This is a genomic window from Candidatus Palauibacter sp., assembly GCF_965237495.1.
Taxonomy (GTDB): domain Bacteria; phylum Gemmatimonadota; class Gemmatimonadetes; order Palauibacterales; family Palauibacteraceae; genus Palauibacter.
The window spans coordinates 273492-287883 of the sequence record NZ_OZ250143.1 but is presented as its reverse complement, the minus strand read 5'-3'; the positions used below and the strand labels follow the sequence as shown (position 1 = coordinate 287883).

Annotated in this window: 11 protein-coding genes and 1 tRNA gene; 5 read left to right on the top strand and 7 right to left on the bottom strand. The window is 71.1% G+C overall.

Features of this window, described 5'->3' with window-relative positions; genetic code table 11:
• The first annotated feature begins 76 nt into the window (after nt 1-76).
• The 3 genes from ACPXY0_RS01230 to ACPXY0_RS01220 are packed head-to-tail and all read left to right on the top strand — an operon-like array spanning nt 77 to nt 4685.
• The gene (locus tag ACPXY0_RS01230) at nt 77-1210 is read left to right on the top strand and encodes a YncE family protein (protein ID WP_423927697.1); all 1134 of its coding nucleotides are present in this window, start codon (nt 77-79) and stop codon (nt 1208-1210) included.
• A complete protein-coding gene (locus ACPXY0_RS01225) occupies nt 1207-4035 on the top strand; it encodes a hypothetical protein (protein ID WP_423927695.1) in 2829 nt (942 codons plus the stop codon). Before ACPXY0_RS01230 ends, ACPXY0_RS01225 begins: the two co-directional genes overlap by 4 nt.
• Nucleotides 4032-4685 (top strand): hypothetical protein, encoded by a 654-nt coding sequence (locus ACPXY0_RS01220; protein WP_423927693.1) that lies wholly within the window; start codon nt 4032-4034, stop codon nt 4683-4685. The genes ACPXY0_RS01225 and ACPXY0_RS01220 overlap by 4 nt, the downstream gene beginning before the upstream one ends.
• Here the strand turns inward: ACPXY0_RS01220 and ACPXY0_RS01215 are convergent.
• From ACPXY0_RS01215 to ACPXY0_RS01205, 3 genes are read right to left on the bottom strand one after another with little or no spacing between them, the layout of a single operon-like run.
• Nucleotides 4682-8524: an FG-GAP-like repeat-containing protein gene (locus tag ACPXY0_RS01215; protein ID WP_423927691.1), complete on the bottom strand. Its 3843-nt coding sequence runs from the start codon at nt 8522-8524 to the stop codon at nt 4682-4684. The two genes, ACPXY0_RS01220 and ACPXY0_RS01215, sit on opposite strands and share 4 nt — an antisense overlap.
• On the bottom strand, nt 8434-10962 hold the full coding sequence (locus tag ACPXY0_RS01210) for a S9 family peptidase (RefSeq protein WP_423927689.1): 2529 nt from the start codon (nt 10960-10962) through the stop codon (nt 8434-8436). Before ACPXY0_RS01210 ends, ACPXY0_RS01215 begins: the two co-directional genes overlap by 91 nt.
• The gene (locus ACPXY0_RS01205; RefSeq protein WP_423927687.1) at nt 10959-11558 is read right to left on the bottom strand and encodes a hypothetical protein; all 600 of its coding nucleotides are present in this window, start codon (nt 11556-11558) and stop codon (nt 10959-10961) included. Before ACPXY0_RS01205 ends, ACPXY0_RS01210 begins: the two co-directional genes overlap by 4 nt.
• 154 nt (nt 11559-11712) lie before the next feature.
• On the opposite strand from ACPXY0_RS01205, the gene ACPXY0_RS01200 reads away from it, so the two are divergent.
• Nucleotides 11713-11786, top strand: a tRNA-Arg gene (locus ACPXY0_RS01200).
• 55 nt (nt 11787-11841) lie between these two features.
• A complete protein-coding gene (locus ACPXY0_RS01195) occupies nt 11842-12318 on the top strand; it encodes a YbaN family protein (protein WP_423927685.1) in 477 nt (158 codons plus the stop codon).
• Nucleotides 12319-12334: 16 nt separating this feature from the next.
• Here ACPXY0_RS01195 and ACPXY0_RS01190 read toward each other — a convergent pair whose 3' ends face one another.
• From ACPXY0_RS01190 to ACPXY0_RS01175, 4 genes are all read right to left on the bottom strand, one after another.
• Entirely contained in the window at nt 12335-13132 is a 798-nt protein-coding gene (locus tag ACPXY0_RS01190) for a phospholipase D-like domain-containing protein (RefSeq protein WP_423927683.1), read from the bottom strand.
• Nucleotides 13133-13230: 98 nt separating this feature from the next.
• Nucleotides 13231-13608: a DUF6197 family protein gene (locus ACPXY0_RS01185; protein WP_423927681.1), complete on the bottom strand. Its 378-nt coding sequence runs from the start codon at nt 13606-13608 to the stop codon at nt 13231-13233.
• On the bottom strand, nt 13592-14104 hold the full coding sequence (locus ACPXY0_RS01180) for a type II toxin-antitoxin system VapC family toxin (RefSeq protein WP_423927679.1): 513 nt from the start codon (nt 14102-14104) through the stop codon (nt 13592-13594). Before ACPXY0_RS01180 ends, ACPXY0_RS01185 begins: the two co-directional genes overlap by 17 nt.
• On the bottom strand, nt 14101-14337 hold the full coding sequence (locus ACPXY0_RS01175) for a FitA-like ribbon-helix-helix domain-containing protein (RefSeq protein WP_423927677.1): 237 nt from the start codon (nt 14335-14337) through the stop codon (nt 14101-14103). Before ACPXY0_RS01175 ends, ACPXY0_RS01180 begins: the two co-directional genes overlap by 4 nt.
• Between the last annotated feature and the right edge of the window lie 55 nt (nt 14338-14392).

The window sequence follows — 14392 nt, the reverse complement described above, 5'->3', positions numbered from 1 at the left end:
GTGTGGCTGGCTCCGGCCGAAGCCTCGGTCAGGGCGTCCGATTTCACCGGAGGAAGAGCGAACGCACGTAACTCGTATGCACAAGTCGAAGGTCACAACATTCCGCGGGGCGACCGCCGTGTGGGTGCTGTCTTGCGCGGTCGCGCCGGTTCCGGGCGCGGCTGGCCAGGACGGTAGTCCCGACGGCCTGTCGTATTACGTCTACGTGGCGGCCGAATCGGAGGATCGGGTCGATCTCATCCGGTTCGATGGAACCGTTGCGTCGCTGGTGGATTCCGTCTTCGTGGGACGGTTTCCGACGGAGATCGACGGGCCGCACGGGCTCGCGGTCGACCCCGATGGCGAGCGTTGGTACGTCACGCTCGCGCACGGCAACCCCTTCGGCGTGGTCGTCGCCTATTCCACGGCCACGAACCGCCCCGCGGGGAGCGCCGAACTCGGCTTCTTCCCGGCCACCATGCAGGTGACGCCGGCGGGCCTGCTCTTCGCGGCGAACTTCAACCTGCACGGCGAGCACGAGCCGAGCTCGGTGTCGGTGGTCGACGTGGGCGCGATGATCGAGGTCGCGCAGATCCCGACCTGCACGATGCCGCACGGGTCCCGGCTCACCTCCGACGGATCGCGACATTACTCGGTGTGCATGATGGATGAGCTGCTGGTCGAAGTGGACGCGCACCGGCTCGAGGTGGCCCGGCGCCTCCATCTCGCCCCCGGCGCCGAGCAGCCGTGGCCGCACGACTGGATGCCTACCCGCCCGGCGGGGGCGCCGGTCTGCAGCCCGACGTGGGCGCAGCCGAGCGTGGATGGGCGACGTGTCTACGTCGCGTGCAACCGGAACGCACAGGTGCTGGAGATCGATGTCGAGTCGTGGCGGCTCCTGCGGCGGTTCGAGACCGGCGAAGGCCCGTACAACCTCGATGTGACACCGGACGGCGCGCGCCTCGTGGTGACCTACAAGGGAGGGCAGGCGACGGGCGTCTGGGATCTGGCCAGCGGGGAGGAGGTGGCCCGGGTGCCCAACACGCGCACGCTGCCCCACGGGATCGCGATCTCGCCCGATTCGCGATACGCCTTCGTGAGCGTGGAGGGGGTCGGCGGCCAGCCGGGCACGGTGGATGTGATCGATCTGGAAGAGGGCGTGCGAGCGGCCAGCGTCGACGTGGGCAAGCAGGCCGGCGGCATCGCCTTCTGGAAGGTCGAGCCGCGATGAGGGCGGCGAGGCGCATCGGGCTGCTGACGGCGCTGGCGGTACTCGCGGGCGCGTGCGGGGACGGGAGCACGGAAGTCGGGTCTCCCCCGGCGGCGCTGGTGTCCGTCTCCATGCCCGTCGACACGATCGCGACCGGCGAGAGCATCGATCCCCCGATCGCGGTCCGGGTCGAGGATGCGCTCGGAAACCCCGTCGAAGGGGCCCCGGTCCGATTCAACATCGTTCGCGGTGACGGCGAGCTTTCCCCGAGCGTCGCGGTCGCGGGCGAGGACGGTCTCGCGGAATCGGTCTACCGCGCAGGGCCGACGCCGGGGGAAGCGGAGATCCGGGTGGACATCCCGAGCGCGGCGAACGTCGCGCCGCTCCACTTCCTCGTGCTGGCGGTGACGGCGGACACGGTCAGGCTCAGCCTCGTGGAGGGCGACGGGCAGCGGGCCGAGGCCGGCAGCCAGCTGCCGCTTGCGTTCTCCATCCGGGCGGAGACGACGAACGGGGTCGCGGCCGGGGGTGTGCAGGTCGCCTTCCGGGCGGCGGCGCTGAACGAAGACCCGGTGGAGCCGCGCGAGCCGCCGGAAGCGCCGGCGGAGGTGGCCGGCGTGCCGGTGGAGCCGCCGGGCGGATCGGCGGAGGTCGCGGGCTCGTCGGGGGCCTCGTCGGGGGCGCTGACCCACGACATCGTCGTGACGGACGCGGACGGTCTGGGGCAGGCGGTGTTCACCCTGGGGCTGGAACCCGGCGAGTACCGCGTCGACGTGTTCGCCACGGGCGGCGTGTACTCGGATACGGTCTCGTTCACCGCCACCGCTCTGGAGGCGGTCGACGGACTCGTGCAGCTGGATTCGGTCGGGAACGGGCGGCTGGCGGCCGGGGCGCGGGCGGTGCTGTTCGGCCGCGGGTTCAGCGCGGTGGCGGACGACAACCAGGTCCGTATCGAGGGCGAGCGGGCGCCGGTGGTCAGCTCGACAGGAACCGAGCTGACGATCGAGGTGCCGGCGTTCTCGGAGACGTGTCTCCCGCAGCGCGAGGTCGGCGTGCGCGTGCTCGTGGGGCCGGAGTACAGCAACGGCCTCCGCCTTTCGATCGATCCGGCCGAGCGGCTCGTGGACCTCGATGTCGGCGAGGCGCTCACGCTGCGCGGACCGGTCGAGGTCGAATGCGTGCACTTCCCGCCCGGCGAGATGGGGCGGGAGTTCCGCCTCATCATCGGCAACACGGGCCGGGTCGCGGCGCGGCGGCTTCCGATGCGGGTGACGACGCGGACGCCCGCCAACATGTCCGGAGAGGGGCCCCCGACCGAGATCACGCCAGCCCCGATCGGCGCGGACCTGGAGCAGGCGGCGCTCGAGGCGCTGGGCGTCGACGCGGGGATCCGCTCGCGGACGCTGGGCCGGCTCGCCGAATCGGGGATCGCCCCCTTCCGGGCGGCCGACCCGCTGCCGGGGATCGAGGTTGCGGGTGTCGGGGACACGCTCGACTATTTCTTCCCCGTGGGTCCGGAACGGGTGGCCGACTGCGCGGACCTCACCCGTCCCCTGCGGGGCGCGGTGCGCGCGGTGGGCGAACGGGTGCTCCTCGTGGAGGACCTGTCCGCCCCGCCGGGCGGCCCGGGCACGGAGGAGTGGCTCGCGCTCGCGGCCGAACTGGACCGAACCGTCCTGCCGGTGACGACCTCCTATTTCGGGCCCCTCGAGGACATCGACCGCAACGGACGGGTCGTCGTCCTCTTCACGCCGGCCGTGAACGGGCTCGACGGGGAAACGGGGGTCGGCGGGTTCTCTCTCCCCGCGGACCTCGCGGCTTCCGGACGCGGGGGCGAGGGGACGCCGGAACCGGCTGGCGAGATCTGCCCGGCGAGCAACGAGGCCGAGATCATCTACAGCGTGAGCGCCGACCCCGAGGGGAGCGTCGGCCGCGCGATCCCGACGGAAAGCCTGCTCCGGAACGCCCCGGTCCTCGTGGCGCACGAACTGCAGCATCTGATCAGCGTGGGGCGCCGGGCGCTCCATTCGTCGATGGGGTTCGCGGCGGCCGAGGAGGTATGGCTGGACGAGGCCCTGTCGGGCCTGGCCGAGGAGGTGGCGGGGCTCACCGCGCTCGAACTCGGGGTGGGCGGCGGTCTCACCTTCGACCAGGTGTCGGACACGCCCGAGAGGCTCGAAATCTTCGACACCTATCTGCGCCGCAATTTCCTCAATCTCGGCCTCTACATGCTCGGGACGGCGGGAGCGCCCACGATCCCGCAGGCAGACCCGGAGGGCGTGGGCAGTCTGCAGATGCGGGGCTTCGGCTGGTTCCTCCTGCGCTGGCTGGCGGACCGGGCGGGCGGGGATGAACGGGCGTTCTTCCGTTCAGCGGCGAGCGGCGGCCAGAATCACGCCCGGGGGATCGCGAACCTCGAACGCGTCACGGGGAGCGAGTGGGCGGACATCCTGGCGGGCGTTTCGGTGGCGCTGGCGCTCGACGCGGCCGGGGACGCGGAGGCCGGGGGAGAGGCGGACCCCGATCCCGCGGCGGAGGTCGCCGAAGAGACGGGAGTCGCGCCGCCGCCCGATCCGGCAACGTGGAACCTGCGTGGCGTGTTCGCGTCCCTGGACCGGGATGTCGACGCCCCGGCCTTTCCATCGACCGGTTTCTCGCTTCGGGCCGAGCGGCTCGAGTTTGAAACCAGGGTCATGGAGATCGACCTGGGAGCGTCGAACGTGCAGTACTTCTCGCTCGCCTCCGAGGCGGACGCCCCGGCCCTGTCGATCTCGATCCGGACGGGCTCCGGCGCCGCGCCCGGCGAGACCGCGGAACCGCAGATCACGATCGTGAGAACCAGATGACGCGCCTCACCAGCAGACTTTTTCTCTTGGGAGGGCTCCTGTTGTGCGGGTCCGGAATCTCGGACCTGTCGGCCCAGATAACCCCCGCTCCCCCGCCCGGCGAGGACACGGGTCCCGAATTCCTCGGCTTTGTCGGCGTCCTCCAGCCGCTCAGCAACCTCACGGAAGATCAGTCCACCTACGGCACCGCGATTCCTCCGGACCTCCTGATGGGGGGTGAGGTGACGTGGTGGGCCTCCCGCGTGGTCGGGATCGGGCTCATGGGTCTCTACTCGCCCGCGATACTGAACCCCGTGGGGGGTGGAGGACCGGGCAGGAACTTCCGGAGCCTCGGCGAGATCGAGTACATGACGGGGATGGCCAGCCTGACCTTCCGCTTTCGCTCGTCGGGCTCGACGGGGCTGCTCGAACCCTATGCTTCGGTAGGCGCCGGGCTGCGGCGGCTTCGCTTCGCCGCCCGCGCGGTGCCGGAGATCAGCGCCACGGATCCCGCGGCGACAATCGCGGCGGGGCTGCGCGTTTCCCTGTCGGAGTCCGTCTGGCTCCGCGGTGAAGTGCGGGACATGGCCTCGTTCTACATCGCCGGCGCGACGGGCGAGTCGAAGCTCCAGAACGACGTCGTCATCACGTTGGGACTCGGGATCCGCTAGCTGCCAGGCACCGGGGCGGTTCCGGGGGCCGAGGCGCGAAGTTCGCGGGCCCCCGGGGGGACGGCGATGGCGGTCTGTTCGCCGCCCGGCCAAACGATGTGCAGAGTTCGGGGCGGAGTCCGCGGGTCCGGCGCGACGCCCAGCGTCTGCGCGGACTCGTGGCGGGCCAGATAGCCCTCGCCCGACCGGACCTCGCGCACCGGACCGAAGGACCCGTCCCCGTACTCGAGGCGCAGCCGCGCGCCGATGGCCCGGCGGTTTCCGGGGGTTCCCTCGAGCGTCACGCGCAGGCCGGGGGCCGCGCCCGCGTTGCGGTACAGCCGGGTCTCCTCCCCGTTGACGCCGAAGGCCACGTCCACCCGCCCGTCGCGGTCGTAGTCCGCCAGCGCGACGGCCCGCGCGTCCCCGTACACCGCGATCCCGGAGAGGTGGCCCGGGACCGGCTCGAAGCCCCCTTCCCCGTCGCCTCTCAGCCACAGCCCGCGCCCGGCGTCGTAGCGGGGCACACCGGAGCGTCCGGCGTAGAAGTTCTGCGCGAGGACGAGGTCTTCGTGCCCGTCGCCGTCGAGATCTCCCGCCGCGACCCCGAACGCGGGCGCGCGCTGGGCCGGCGCGGGGAGCGGCGCGCTCTCGAAGCCCGAGGCCCGATTCAGCCACACGGTGTGCCGGAGTTCGTTGACGTCGAGTCGGGTGCCCGGATCGAGCCCGCCGATCAGTTCCGTGAGCGGCGCGCTCCCGTAGCGCTCGTACGTGACGCGGAGCAGCGAGGAGATCCCGCCGGGGACGGCGAGGGCGTCGCGGCCGCGGATCGGGCGCCACACGCCGGACTCCGAGCGCGCCTCGACGACGTCGACCACGCCGTCGCGATTCATGTCGCCGTAGAGGAGCGAGTAGGCCGCGGGCACCTCGAGGTTCGAACCCCAGCCGGTCGCGACGAGGTCCGGCCGGCCGTCCTCGTCGAAGTCGCCGGCGGTGATCCCGTTCCAGCGGCCGGTGAGACGGCTGAGCCCGAGGGCATCGCTCGCGTCGGTGAAGCGGCCCCCATCGTTTCGGAATACGCGGACGCTCCCCCACTCGAGGGCGAGGGCGAGATCGGGGTCGCCGTCGAGATCGATGTCGGTGAAGACGGCGCCCGAGACGAGGCCGAGGCGCGCGAAGGCTCGTGAGCGCTCCGCATCCGCCCGGAGCACGCCGCCGTCGTTGACCAGGAGCCGCGAATCGACGGGGGCCGGCCAGGCGGCGGGGGCGACGCGCCCCCCGGCGAAGAGGTCGAGGTCCCCGTCGCCGTCGATGTCGGCCTGCGCGAGGGGGCCGGTCGCGACGGGGGGCTGCCCGGTCGCGAAGCTGGCGGGGTCGATGAGCGGGGGTGCCGGCGCGGACGCGCCGAGCGGCGCCGCGATGACCGCCGGGACGGCCGCGGCGGCCGCGGGCGTCGCGGCTTCGTAGGCGCTCAGGCCGATCAGCAGCGCGGCGCCTCCGCCGCCCGTCTCGTGCGGCAGCACGGCCGTGGCGTCGTATTCCAGCGCGGGCGTCAGCGCCCGCGGGGCGGCGAAACCGTCCCCGACGTTGCGCATCAGGACCGGGCTGCCCCCCCGCCCACTGCCGACCACGAGGTCGGCATCCCCGTCGGCTTCAACGTCGATCCACGACACGCCCGGACCGGGCCGGTCGAGCGAGTACGGGAGGAGCGGCTGCCGCGCGCGGTCGTCGAAGGGCGACTCGACGTGCCGGTGCCCGAGGAGGTCCGAGACATCCTCGAAGTGCGGCGCGGCCGGGCCCGGCGCCGGGGACGGATCGCCGGCGGCGGCGGCGCGCGGGGTCCCGGCCCCGGGCGCGGCCGGCGCGGTGGAGATGTCGATCACGTACTCACGGTTCGCGACGATGCCCTCGAGCCGGGTGCGGCGGCCGTCCGGCCAGTCGACGGTCAGCGTCATCTCCGCGTCCGGCACCGCCGCGAAGGCGGCCGCGGGCTCGGAGGACGAGAGGTATGCCCCTCCGGCGGTGATCTCCCGCAACTGGACGCCCGCGTCGTGTCCCTCGAGACCGACCCGGGCGCCGATCCCGCGCGTGTTCCCCTCGGGGCCCCGCAGCCGCACGAGGACGCGGGGAGCGCCGGACTCGTTCCGGTACGCGAGCGGCGGCGCGCCGAGGCGCGTCACGACGACATCGAGATCGCCGTCGCCATCGAGGTCCCCGGCGGCGAGCCCGTGCGACATGTCGGGCTCCTCCCCCCAGCGCCAGCGGTCGCTCACGTCCGTGAAGCGGCCCGCCCCGCCGCGGAAGGCGAGGTTCCGCTGCGGCAGCGGTGGGAACATGCGCAACGCCTGCTCGGCCGGGAGCCCCGGAATGGCCGCGATGCGCGCGTTCGCGTCGCCGTCGAGCTGGTCCCAGGCGTGACCCGTGGTCACGAGGAGATCGTCCCAACCGTCCAGGTCCGCGTCGATGACGAGGGCTCCCCACGTCCAGTCCGAGGCCGCGAGGCCGAGCTCCCACGCGGCCTCCGCGAAGGTGCCGTCGCCCCGGTTGAGCTGGACCGTGTTGCGGTTCACCTGGACCCGCGACCCGGTCAGCCCGGGAGGCTCGGGCGCCGCCTCGAAACTCGCCGTCCGCGTGAGGCGCGCGGCGGGGTCGCGGGCCAGCATGTCGGTCGTGAGGAGGTCGAGATCGCCGTCCCGGTCGAGGTCCCCGACGGCGACCGCCATCGAGGAGAGGCTCGTCGTGCGGATCGCCTCGGCGGGGGCCGCCTCGAACGACCCGTCGCCGCGGTTGATCCAGATCCCGTCGGGGCTGTTGAAGTCGTTCGCCACGTAGAGGTCGGGATCGCCGTCCGCGTCCCAGTCGCTGAAGCGCGCCGCGAGGCCCCAGTCGCGGACCTCTCCGGCCGCGGTGGGGGCGGAACCCGGAGGGGCGCCCGCCAGCGCGGCCGGCGCGAAGCGGCCGTCCCCCAGCCCCATGTAGAACTCGTCCGGCTCGCCGAGTTCGAAGCGGCGCACGAAGCGGCCGTCGAACTCTACGCGGTAGTGCTCCTCGTACAGTTCGCGGAGTTCGGGTGGGATGAAGAGCCCGCCGTCCTCGCCCCGTCGGAGGTGGTTGATGTCGAGCACGCCGGGCGGATGGAGGTCGTCGACCTGCCGCGTCTTGTAGTTCGCGATGTAGAGGTCCAGATCCCCGTCGCGGTCGACGTCGGCGAGGGTGGCGGTCGTGCTCGCCCGGTCGCCCGCGAGCCCCGCGTCCTCGAGTTCGTCGAAGCGGCCCATCCCGTCGCCGAGGAAGATCCGGTTGCGCCCGCCGTGCACGGTGACGACGAGGTCGAGATCACTGTCCCCGTCGAGATCGGCGAAGACGGCCCCGCGCGCCATCGCGTCCTCGAGGGCGAGGCCGGCCACCGCCGTCACGTCGGCGAAGCGCCACCCGCCCAGGTTTCGGTACAGCGCGCTGGGACCGCCGAAGCCGGCGAAGAAGAGATCGGGCCGCTCGTCCCCGTCGACGTCCCCGATCGCCACCCCCTGCCCTTCCGCGAGCACGCGGTTCCGAAGGCGCGCCTCCTCCTCGACCTCGTAGCGGAACGTGACCCCCAGCGAGGAGGCGTCGAGCGGCCGAAAGCCGGTGGAGCCGCGCGGCCGCAGCTCCCGCCAGCGGACGCCGTCCGCTTCGACCCAGGGGCCGGGGTCGGGGGCCCCGCACGCGGCCAGCGCGAGGCCCGCGAGCGCGAACCCCGCGACCGCGAGCCCCGCCGCGAGGGGTCGGCTCAGCCGCCCGCCCCGTCCGCCGACGCGGCGCGCCGGCCGCCGATCACGCGCTCGAACAGGTCGTAGATCCGGCGGTATTCGTCCGCCCACGAAGACGGCTCGGCGAAACCGTGGTTCTCGACCGGGTACACCGCCATCTCCCAGTTCTCCTTCCCGAGTTCGATGAGGCGCTGCGCCAGCCGCACCACGTCCGAGAAGTGCACGTTCGTGTCGTACATCCCGTGCGCCATCAGGAGGTGCCCCTCGAGACCCTCGGCGAAGTAGATGGGGGAGGACTGCCGGTACGCCTCCTCGTCCTCGTGGGGGAGGTTGAGGATCCGGCTCGTGTACCAGTGGTTGTAGTGCGCCCAGTCCGTCACGGAGCGCAGCGCGCCGCCCGCCGCGAACGCCGCGGGCTCGGTGAAGAGGGCCATGAGCGTGATGAACCCGCCGTAGGAGCCGCCGTAGATCCCCAGCCGGCCCGCCTCGACGCCTTCCTCGCGCACGAGGTACTCGGCGCCGTCCACCTGGTCGGAGAGGTCCCAGCCGCCCATGTGCCGGTAGATCGCGGTGCGCCAGTCCCGGCCGTAGCCGGCGGAGCCCCGGTAGTCGATGTCCAGCACGGTGTAGCCCTGCGCCGCGAGGAAGTGGTGGAACATGTACTCGCGGTAATAGTTCGACCACCAGTTGTGGACGTTGTGCAGGTATCCCGCCCCGTGCACGAAGACGACGCCGGCGCCGTTCGCCTCGACCCCGAAGTCGGAGGGGCGGTAGATGCGGGCGGGCACGTCGACGCCGTCCCGGGCCTCGAAGTGGATGATCCCGGGCCGGAGCCACGGGAAGCCGAGCCACGCCTCCGTGGGCGTGGTCGTGACCTGCGTCATGTCGGCGCCCGGCCCGACGTCGGCCACGTACAGCTCGGCCGGTCGGTTCGAGCGGGAATGCACGACGGCGAAGCGCCGGCCATCGGGCGAGGGCGTGACGGCGAACGAGCCCTCTCCGTCGAGGAGCTGCACGCGGTCCGAGCCGTCGAAGTCCATCCGCCACGGGTGCTGGTCGAAGGGGGAGAGTTCGCTCGTCTGGAGTAGGAACGCGTCCCACCCGTCCGGGATCGTTGCGCCGAGGAGCTCCCAGTCGCCGGCCGTGAGCGCCTCCCGGTTCCCGCCGTCCGCGTCGATCGCGTACAGGTGCGCGTAGCCGGTCGCCTCGCTCACGTACCAGGCGCGCGGCATCGCGCCCGCCTCCTCCGCCGGGAGCCAGCCCATGCAGCCCGCGCCCTGGAAGCCGAAGCAGGGACCGCCCACCCACGCCTCGTCGTACAGCGTGTCGAGGAGCGTGAGTTCGCCGGTGGCCGCCTCGTAGGCGTAGAGGCGCCACGTCTTGTAGTCGTAGTCGACCGCGAAGACGAGCCCGTACGCGCCCGTCTCGTCCCAGCCGGCGAAGCTCGCCACGGCAAGCCGGTCGTCGTCGGCGTCTTCCGACGCGTCGTCCTCGGAGTCCGCCTCCGACCCGGCTCCCGCGTCCGGGCCGTCGGCCGTGAGGTCGAGCCAGTCGACTTCGCCCGTGGCCGTGCTCACGACCGCGAGGCGGGAGACGCTCTGCTCGTCGCCGACCTTGGCCCGCATCTCGGTGTTCTCGGTGTAGCCCGACTCCGTGACCCAGAGCGGGATGTCCGTTCGCCGGCCGTCGCCGTCGAAGCCGCCGCGCGAGACGGTGACCGCGACCCGGCTCCCGGTGGGATCGGCGACGAACCCCTGCGCGTTCTCGCCCTGCGCGAGGTGGAGCGTCTCGCGGCGCCCGGATTCCCGGAGTTCCCGCCGCGCCTCGGCCCGCTCCTCGCGGATCTCCCGGACGCGGATGTGCTCGAAGAGTTCGCGCTGCTGTTCCTCGAGGAAGGCCCCGTGCCCTTCGGTCTCGGGCTCCTCGGCGGGTTCGGGGCCGCCGATGGAGGTGAGCTGCCGGATCTCGCCGTCGTCGATGTCGAACGCGAACAGGTTGTTCCCGCGGTGGAAGAAGATGGAGACCCCGTCTCCGGAGAAGACCGGGCCGGTTTCGCCCGCCTCCGTGTGGGTCAGCCGGCGCGCGGCGGCGGTGGCCCGCTCGATCAGGTAGATGTCGCCGTCAAAGGACGTCGCCCGCCAGCGTCCGTCGGGAGAGACGTCCCCGAACGCGAGGACCGGCCCCAGCTCGAGTTCGGTCTCGTCGTCGATGCGTTCGGGGGTGCCGCCGGTGGCGCGTACGCGGTGCAGCGAGGGCGTGTCGTGCCACTCCCCGCCGCCCGGGAGCCAGCGGAAGTAGATCCACTCGCCGTCATCGGACCATTTCACCCCGGCGGGCGCCTGCCCGATGTGCTCGGGGCCGCGCATGATCGACTCGAGGGTGAGCGGAAAGTCGTTCGCCCGCGCGGGGACGGGCTCGAAGCGGGCGAGGTTCTGCGCCTGGAGCGGCGCCGCGCCGACGCCGGCGATCGCGGCGGCGGCGATCCACGCGGCACTCGAGGCGGTGACGATCCACGCGGCGGCGCGCGGAGAATGCGGGGAAGACCTCATGGGGCACCTCCTCCGTTTGGCGAGGGCAGATATCGTTCCGGGATCGGCAGGTCGGGTCGCTCCCCGGCCCAGTAGATGGTGACGACGTACCAGCGGCGGCCGTCGTGCATGAGCTGGATCGAGTTGATGCCGCGCGCGAACGGCTCGGGGTCCTCCGCGTTGCGCTTCGACTCGTAGCTGGAGAAGGCGTGCACCACGGGCCCGAAGCGCTCCATGGTGCGGGCGATCTCGAGCTCGAAGAAGCCGTTCTGCTCGAGCGAACTTCCCGCCTGTGCGGCGTACTCGCCGGGGCTCCAGACACGGTATCCGTGCTCGCCGGCCTCGGATCGTCTCGTGGGGATGAGCCGGGCCTCCGGTATGAACAGGGACGTGAACCGGTCCCAGTCCCGCGCCTCGCCGGCCGGACCCGAGATCACGTCGTAGAGGGCGGTGAGGATGCTGTCGATCGACTCCACATCGTCGGAATCGGCCTCGGGCCAGCTCTCCGTCATGGCCACGTTCGCGCGGCCCTGGGCGAGGGAGGGGGCGGGCATCGCGAGCGCCAGCGGGCCGGCGGCCAGCGCGCCGAGGAGGAAGAGGGTTCGCAGTCTTCGCATCGTTCCGCTCCGGGTCTGTTGGAATGCGTCCCCGAATCTAGCCCGGACCGGACGCCGGGTGCGACCCGGAGACGGCGACGGGGGTACGACACGGATGCGGCGTTCGGTTGCATCGGACGCGGGCTGCGCCTACCGTTTTCGCCTCGCGCCGCCCGCGCCCGTAGCTCAACCGGATAGAGCGTCTGACTTCGGATCAGAAGGCTGGGGGTTCGAGTCCTCCCGGGCGCATGATCCCTCGTCCGACGACTTTGACGACACCGATGACACCAGCGACGCCAACGACATGAAACCGAGTCCAGGCGTGCCCCACGGCCGACCCGGCACCCCGCGGCCGTCCGCCCGCTGCCCTGTCGACCACAGGGCGGTCGAGCGCGCCGCGCGTGCGCTGCCCGGCCCGGTGCGGCGCGGCGTCTACCTGGGGATCGGGGCGCTCAGCGTGGGCGCGGGCATCATCGGGATCGTCGTGCCGATCTGGCCCACGACGTGCTTCCTGCTCCTCGCCGCGTGGTGCTTCGCGCGCAGCTCTCCGCGCGCCGAGCGCTGGCTGTACGCGAACCGGGTGTTCGGACGCTATATCGCCGCCTACCGGGAGCGCGGCGTGATCTCCACCCGCGTGCGGCGCGGCGCGGCGATCTTCCTGTGGAGCACGATCCTCGCGTCGGCGGTGTTCGCCGCCGGACACCTCTGGCTGGTGGCCCTCCTGCTGCTGGTCGCCGCCGCAGTGACCGCCCACCTCTACTCCCTCCCGGGCGAAGGTTGAGGCGCGGGGCGGGGCTCTATCGCAAGGCCCAGAGCTTTGTGCCCGCGTCGTATGTCACAGCGCCTCTCCGCTTCAGGTATTGCTGCGCGTTCCGCAACCGGTGCTTCCAGGCCTTCCCGTAGCGCTCGCCGTTGATGACGAGTTCCTCGGAATCGTCGCAGAGATCCGGTAACAGCCGACTCACCTCCTGAGTGATCGCAGTTGTAGGTTGCGGTCCCCGCGCCAGCACAAAGCGAATCGCCTCACCGAAGACGGAGTTCGCACTTCTGCTTCCGACATGTGCCCGGACGAACCACGGTCTGGCAGTCCGCATGATTTCCCTGAACCTCGCTCTTGCCTCGGAATCCGTATCGGCCTCGGCCTTTTTCTTGGCATGGCGGAGATCGACCTCAAGGGACACGAGTTCGGCAAGCTCACGTCGGCTGACCTGATTCCCTAAGCTGGCGAAAGAGCTCAAGTCGGCACGAATCGCGCGAACCAGCTGCGGTTCGCGTAGCAGGACGCCGTATTCGATGTTCCTGTCGAGGCCAGAGCGCGTGAGGTTGCCCGACGTCACGATCGCCGCCTTCTCGTCGGCTACGAAGACCTTCGCATGTAGGTTGGGAAGCGCGATCACGTGCGCCTTATCCGGACGCTCGGCCAAATGAAGTAGGGCGGTCATGTCGAGCCCGGCCGACGCGATTGCATCGGCCCTAATGCTTGCGAGCGTGACGAGATCAACGTCGCCCGCTATCTGGCGGCGGAACCACACAGCTGTTTCGTACGTGATGAAAGGGACTGCCACCACCATGGATCGACGGGCGCTCGTGACCACTCTTGCCAACTCGGCGCGCCAGCCCGGGCCCAGGAGTCGCGTTCCATGGCCTTCCCCACCCTTGCCCTCGGCCCTTGAGATCCTCCGGAGATCAGGCCTCACGGAGCCTCCAACAGTTTGCGACCCAACCCCTGCCAGACGCCCCAACCGTTCGAGGCATCCGCTGCGGCTTCCATTACCGCCGCCACCTCGGAGGCCGTCCGTCCCTCCGTATCGTTCCACTTCCCCGCGTCGCCGACGTGGGCCTCCAACAGCATTTCCATAAGAACGTTGTCGGCATACGGCCGTGTATCGTTGGCCGCCTCGATCGCGCCTACGGCGCACCACGTGACAGCCGCCGGGTCTGCCGGATCGCATGTGCACCAATCGGCATCCGCTGCCGCGTCGCCCTGAATCCAGCCGCTTCGGACAAATCCCGCCGCTCGCCGAAGGATGCGACAAGCCTTCAGGTATTCGTGTCTAGTCGTGAGCTCCATGGGGACCTTCTCGGTGACGTGACCAGTCGTCCTGATGATCATCATTACCGCGATGGGGGCGTGACGGCGCGCTCGCGTACGACCTGCAGGGGGGCGGGGTGATGATCAGGCAGGTGGGGCCGGCAGCCCGGGCGAGTCGGCGGTCGAGCGTCAGCAGCGGGCAGGAGAGCGCCTCCGCGAGCGCCACATACCATCCGTCGTAGATCGTGAGGTTGTGACGCAACTCCCAGGCGCGATCCGCAAGAGGTTCGAACGGGACGAGTTCGATCTCGAGCGTCAGCAGATCATCCCGCGCGAGGCGGGCTTCAAGGCTCTCGATCCGTTCGGCAAGCTCCAACCGGCGCATAACGTTGCAGGCCTCTGCGAGGACCATCTGGGGACCGGCCAGTGAACGGTCTTCGCGAGCTTCCGCCATGGCGGCCTCGGACCAGATCCCATCCGGCCCCAGGTGGCTTACCGCCGCCGCGAGGACCGGGGCATCAACGACGACCGTCACTTCCGGTCGGCGTCCCGCGCCTGCAGGATGTTCTCGGTCGTCACGAGATTGGTCGACGCCTGCTTGCGAAGGCGAACTTTCCGGAGCCATTCGTCCAGGGTGGGCTTCGCCACCATTCGCTCCAGTTCGCCGCGCAGATACTCCTGCATGGATTGGCCGCGAGAGGCAGCGCGGACCTTCAACTGGTCACGCACTTCCTCGGGTACGCCTCGGATGGTGATTTGAATGCTCATGACAGCATTATGACAGCAATACCATCGTTATACAAGCATGGCGGCGCAGGCTTCC

What these genes read in the sequence shown, in the direction of transcription:
- ACPXY0_RS01230 (WP_423927697.1), top strand. Translation starts at nt 77, where the DNA reads ATGCACAAGTCGAAGGTCACAACATTCCGCGGGGCGACCGCCGTGTGG.
- ACPXY0_RS01225 (WP_423927695.1), top strand. Translation starts at nt 1,207, where the DNA reads ATGAGGGCGGCGAGGCGCATCGGGCTGCTGACGGCGCTGGCGGTACTC.
- ACPXY0_RS01220 (WP_423927693.1), top strand. Translation starts at nt 4,032, where the DNA reads ATGACGCGCCTCACCAGCAGACTTTTTCTCTTGGGAGGGCTCCTGTTG.
- ACPXY0_RS01210 (WP_423927689.1), bottom strand. Translation starts at nt 10,962, where the DNA reads ATGAGGTCTTCCCCGCATTCTCCGCGCGCCGCCGCGTGGATCGTCACC.
- ACPXY0_RS01205 (WP_423927687.1), bottom strand. Translation starts at nt 11,558, where the DNA reads ATGCGAAGACTGCGAACCCTCTTCCTCCTCGGCGCGCTGGCCGCCGGC.
- ACPXY0_RS01195 (WP_423927685.1), top strand. Translation starts at nt 11,842, where the DNA reads ATGAAACCGAGTCCAGGCGTGCCCCACGGCCGACCCGGCACCCCGCGG.
- ACPXY0_RS01185 (WP_423927681.1), bottom strand. Translation starts at nt 13,608, where the DNA reads ATGGAGCTCACGACTAGACACGAATACCTGAAGGCTTGTCGCATCCTT.
- ACPXY0_RS01175 (WP_423927677.1), bottom strand. Translation starts at nt 14,337, where the DNA reads ATGAGCATTCAAATCACCATCCGAGGCGTACCCGAGGAAGTGCGTGAC.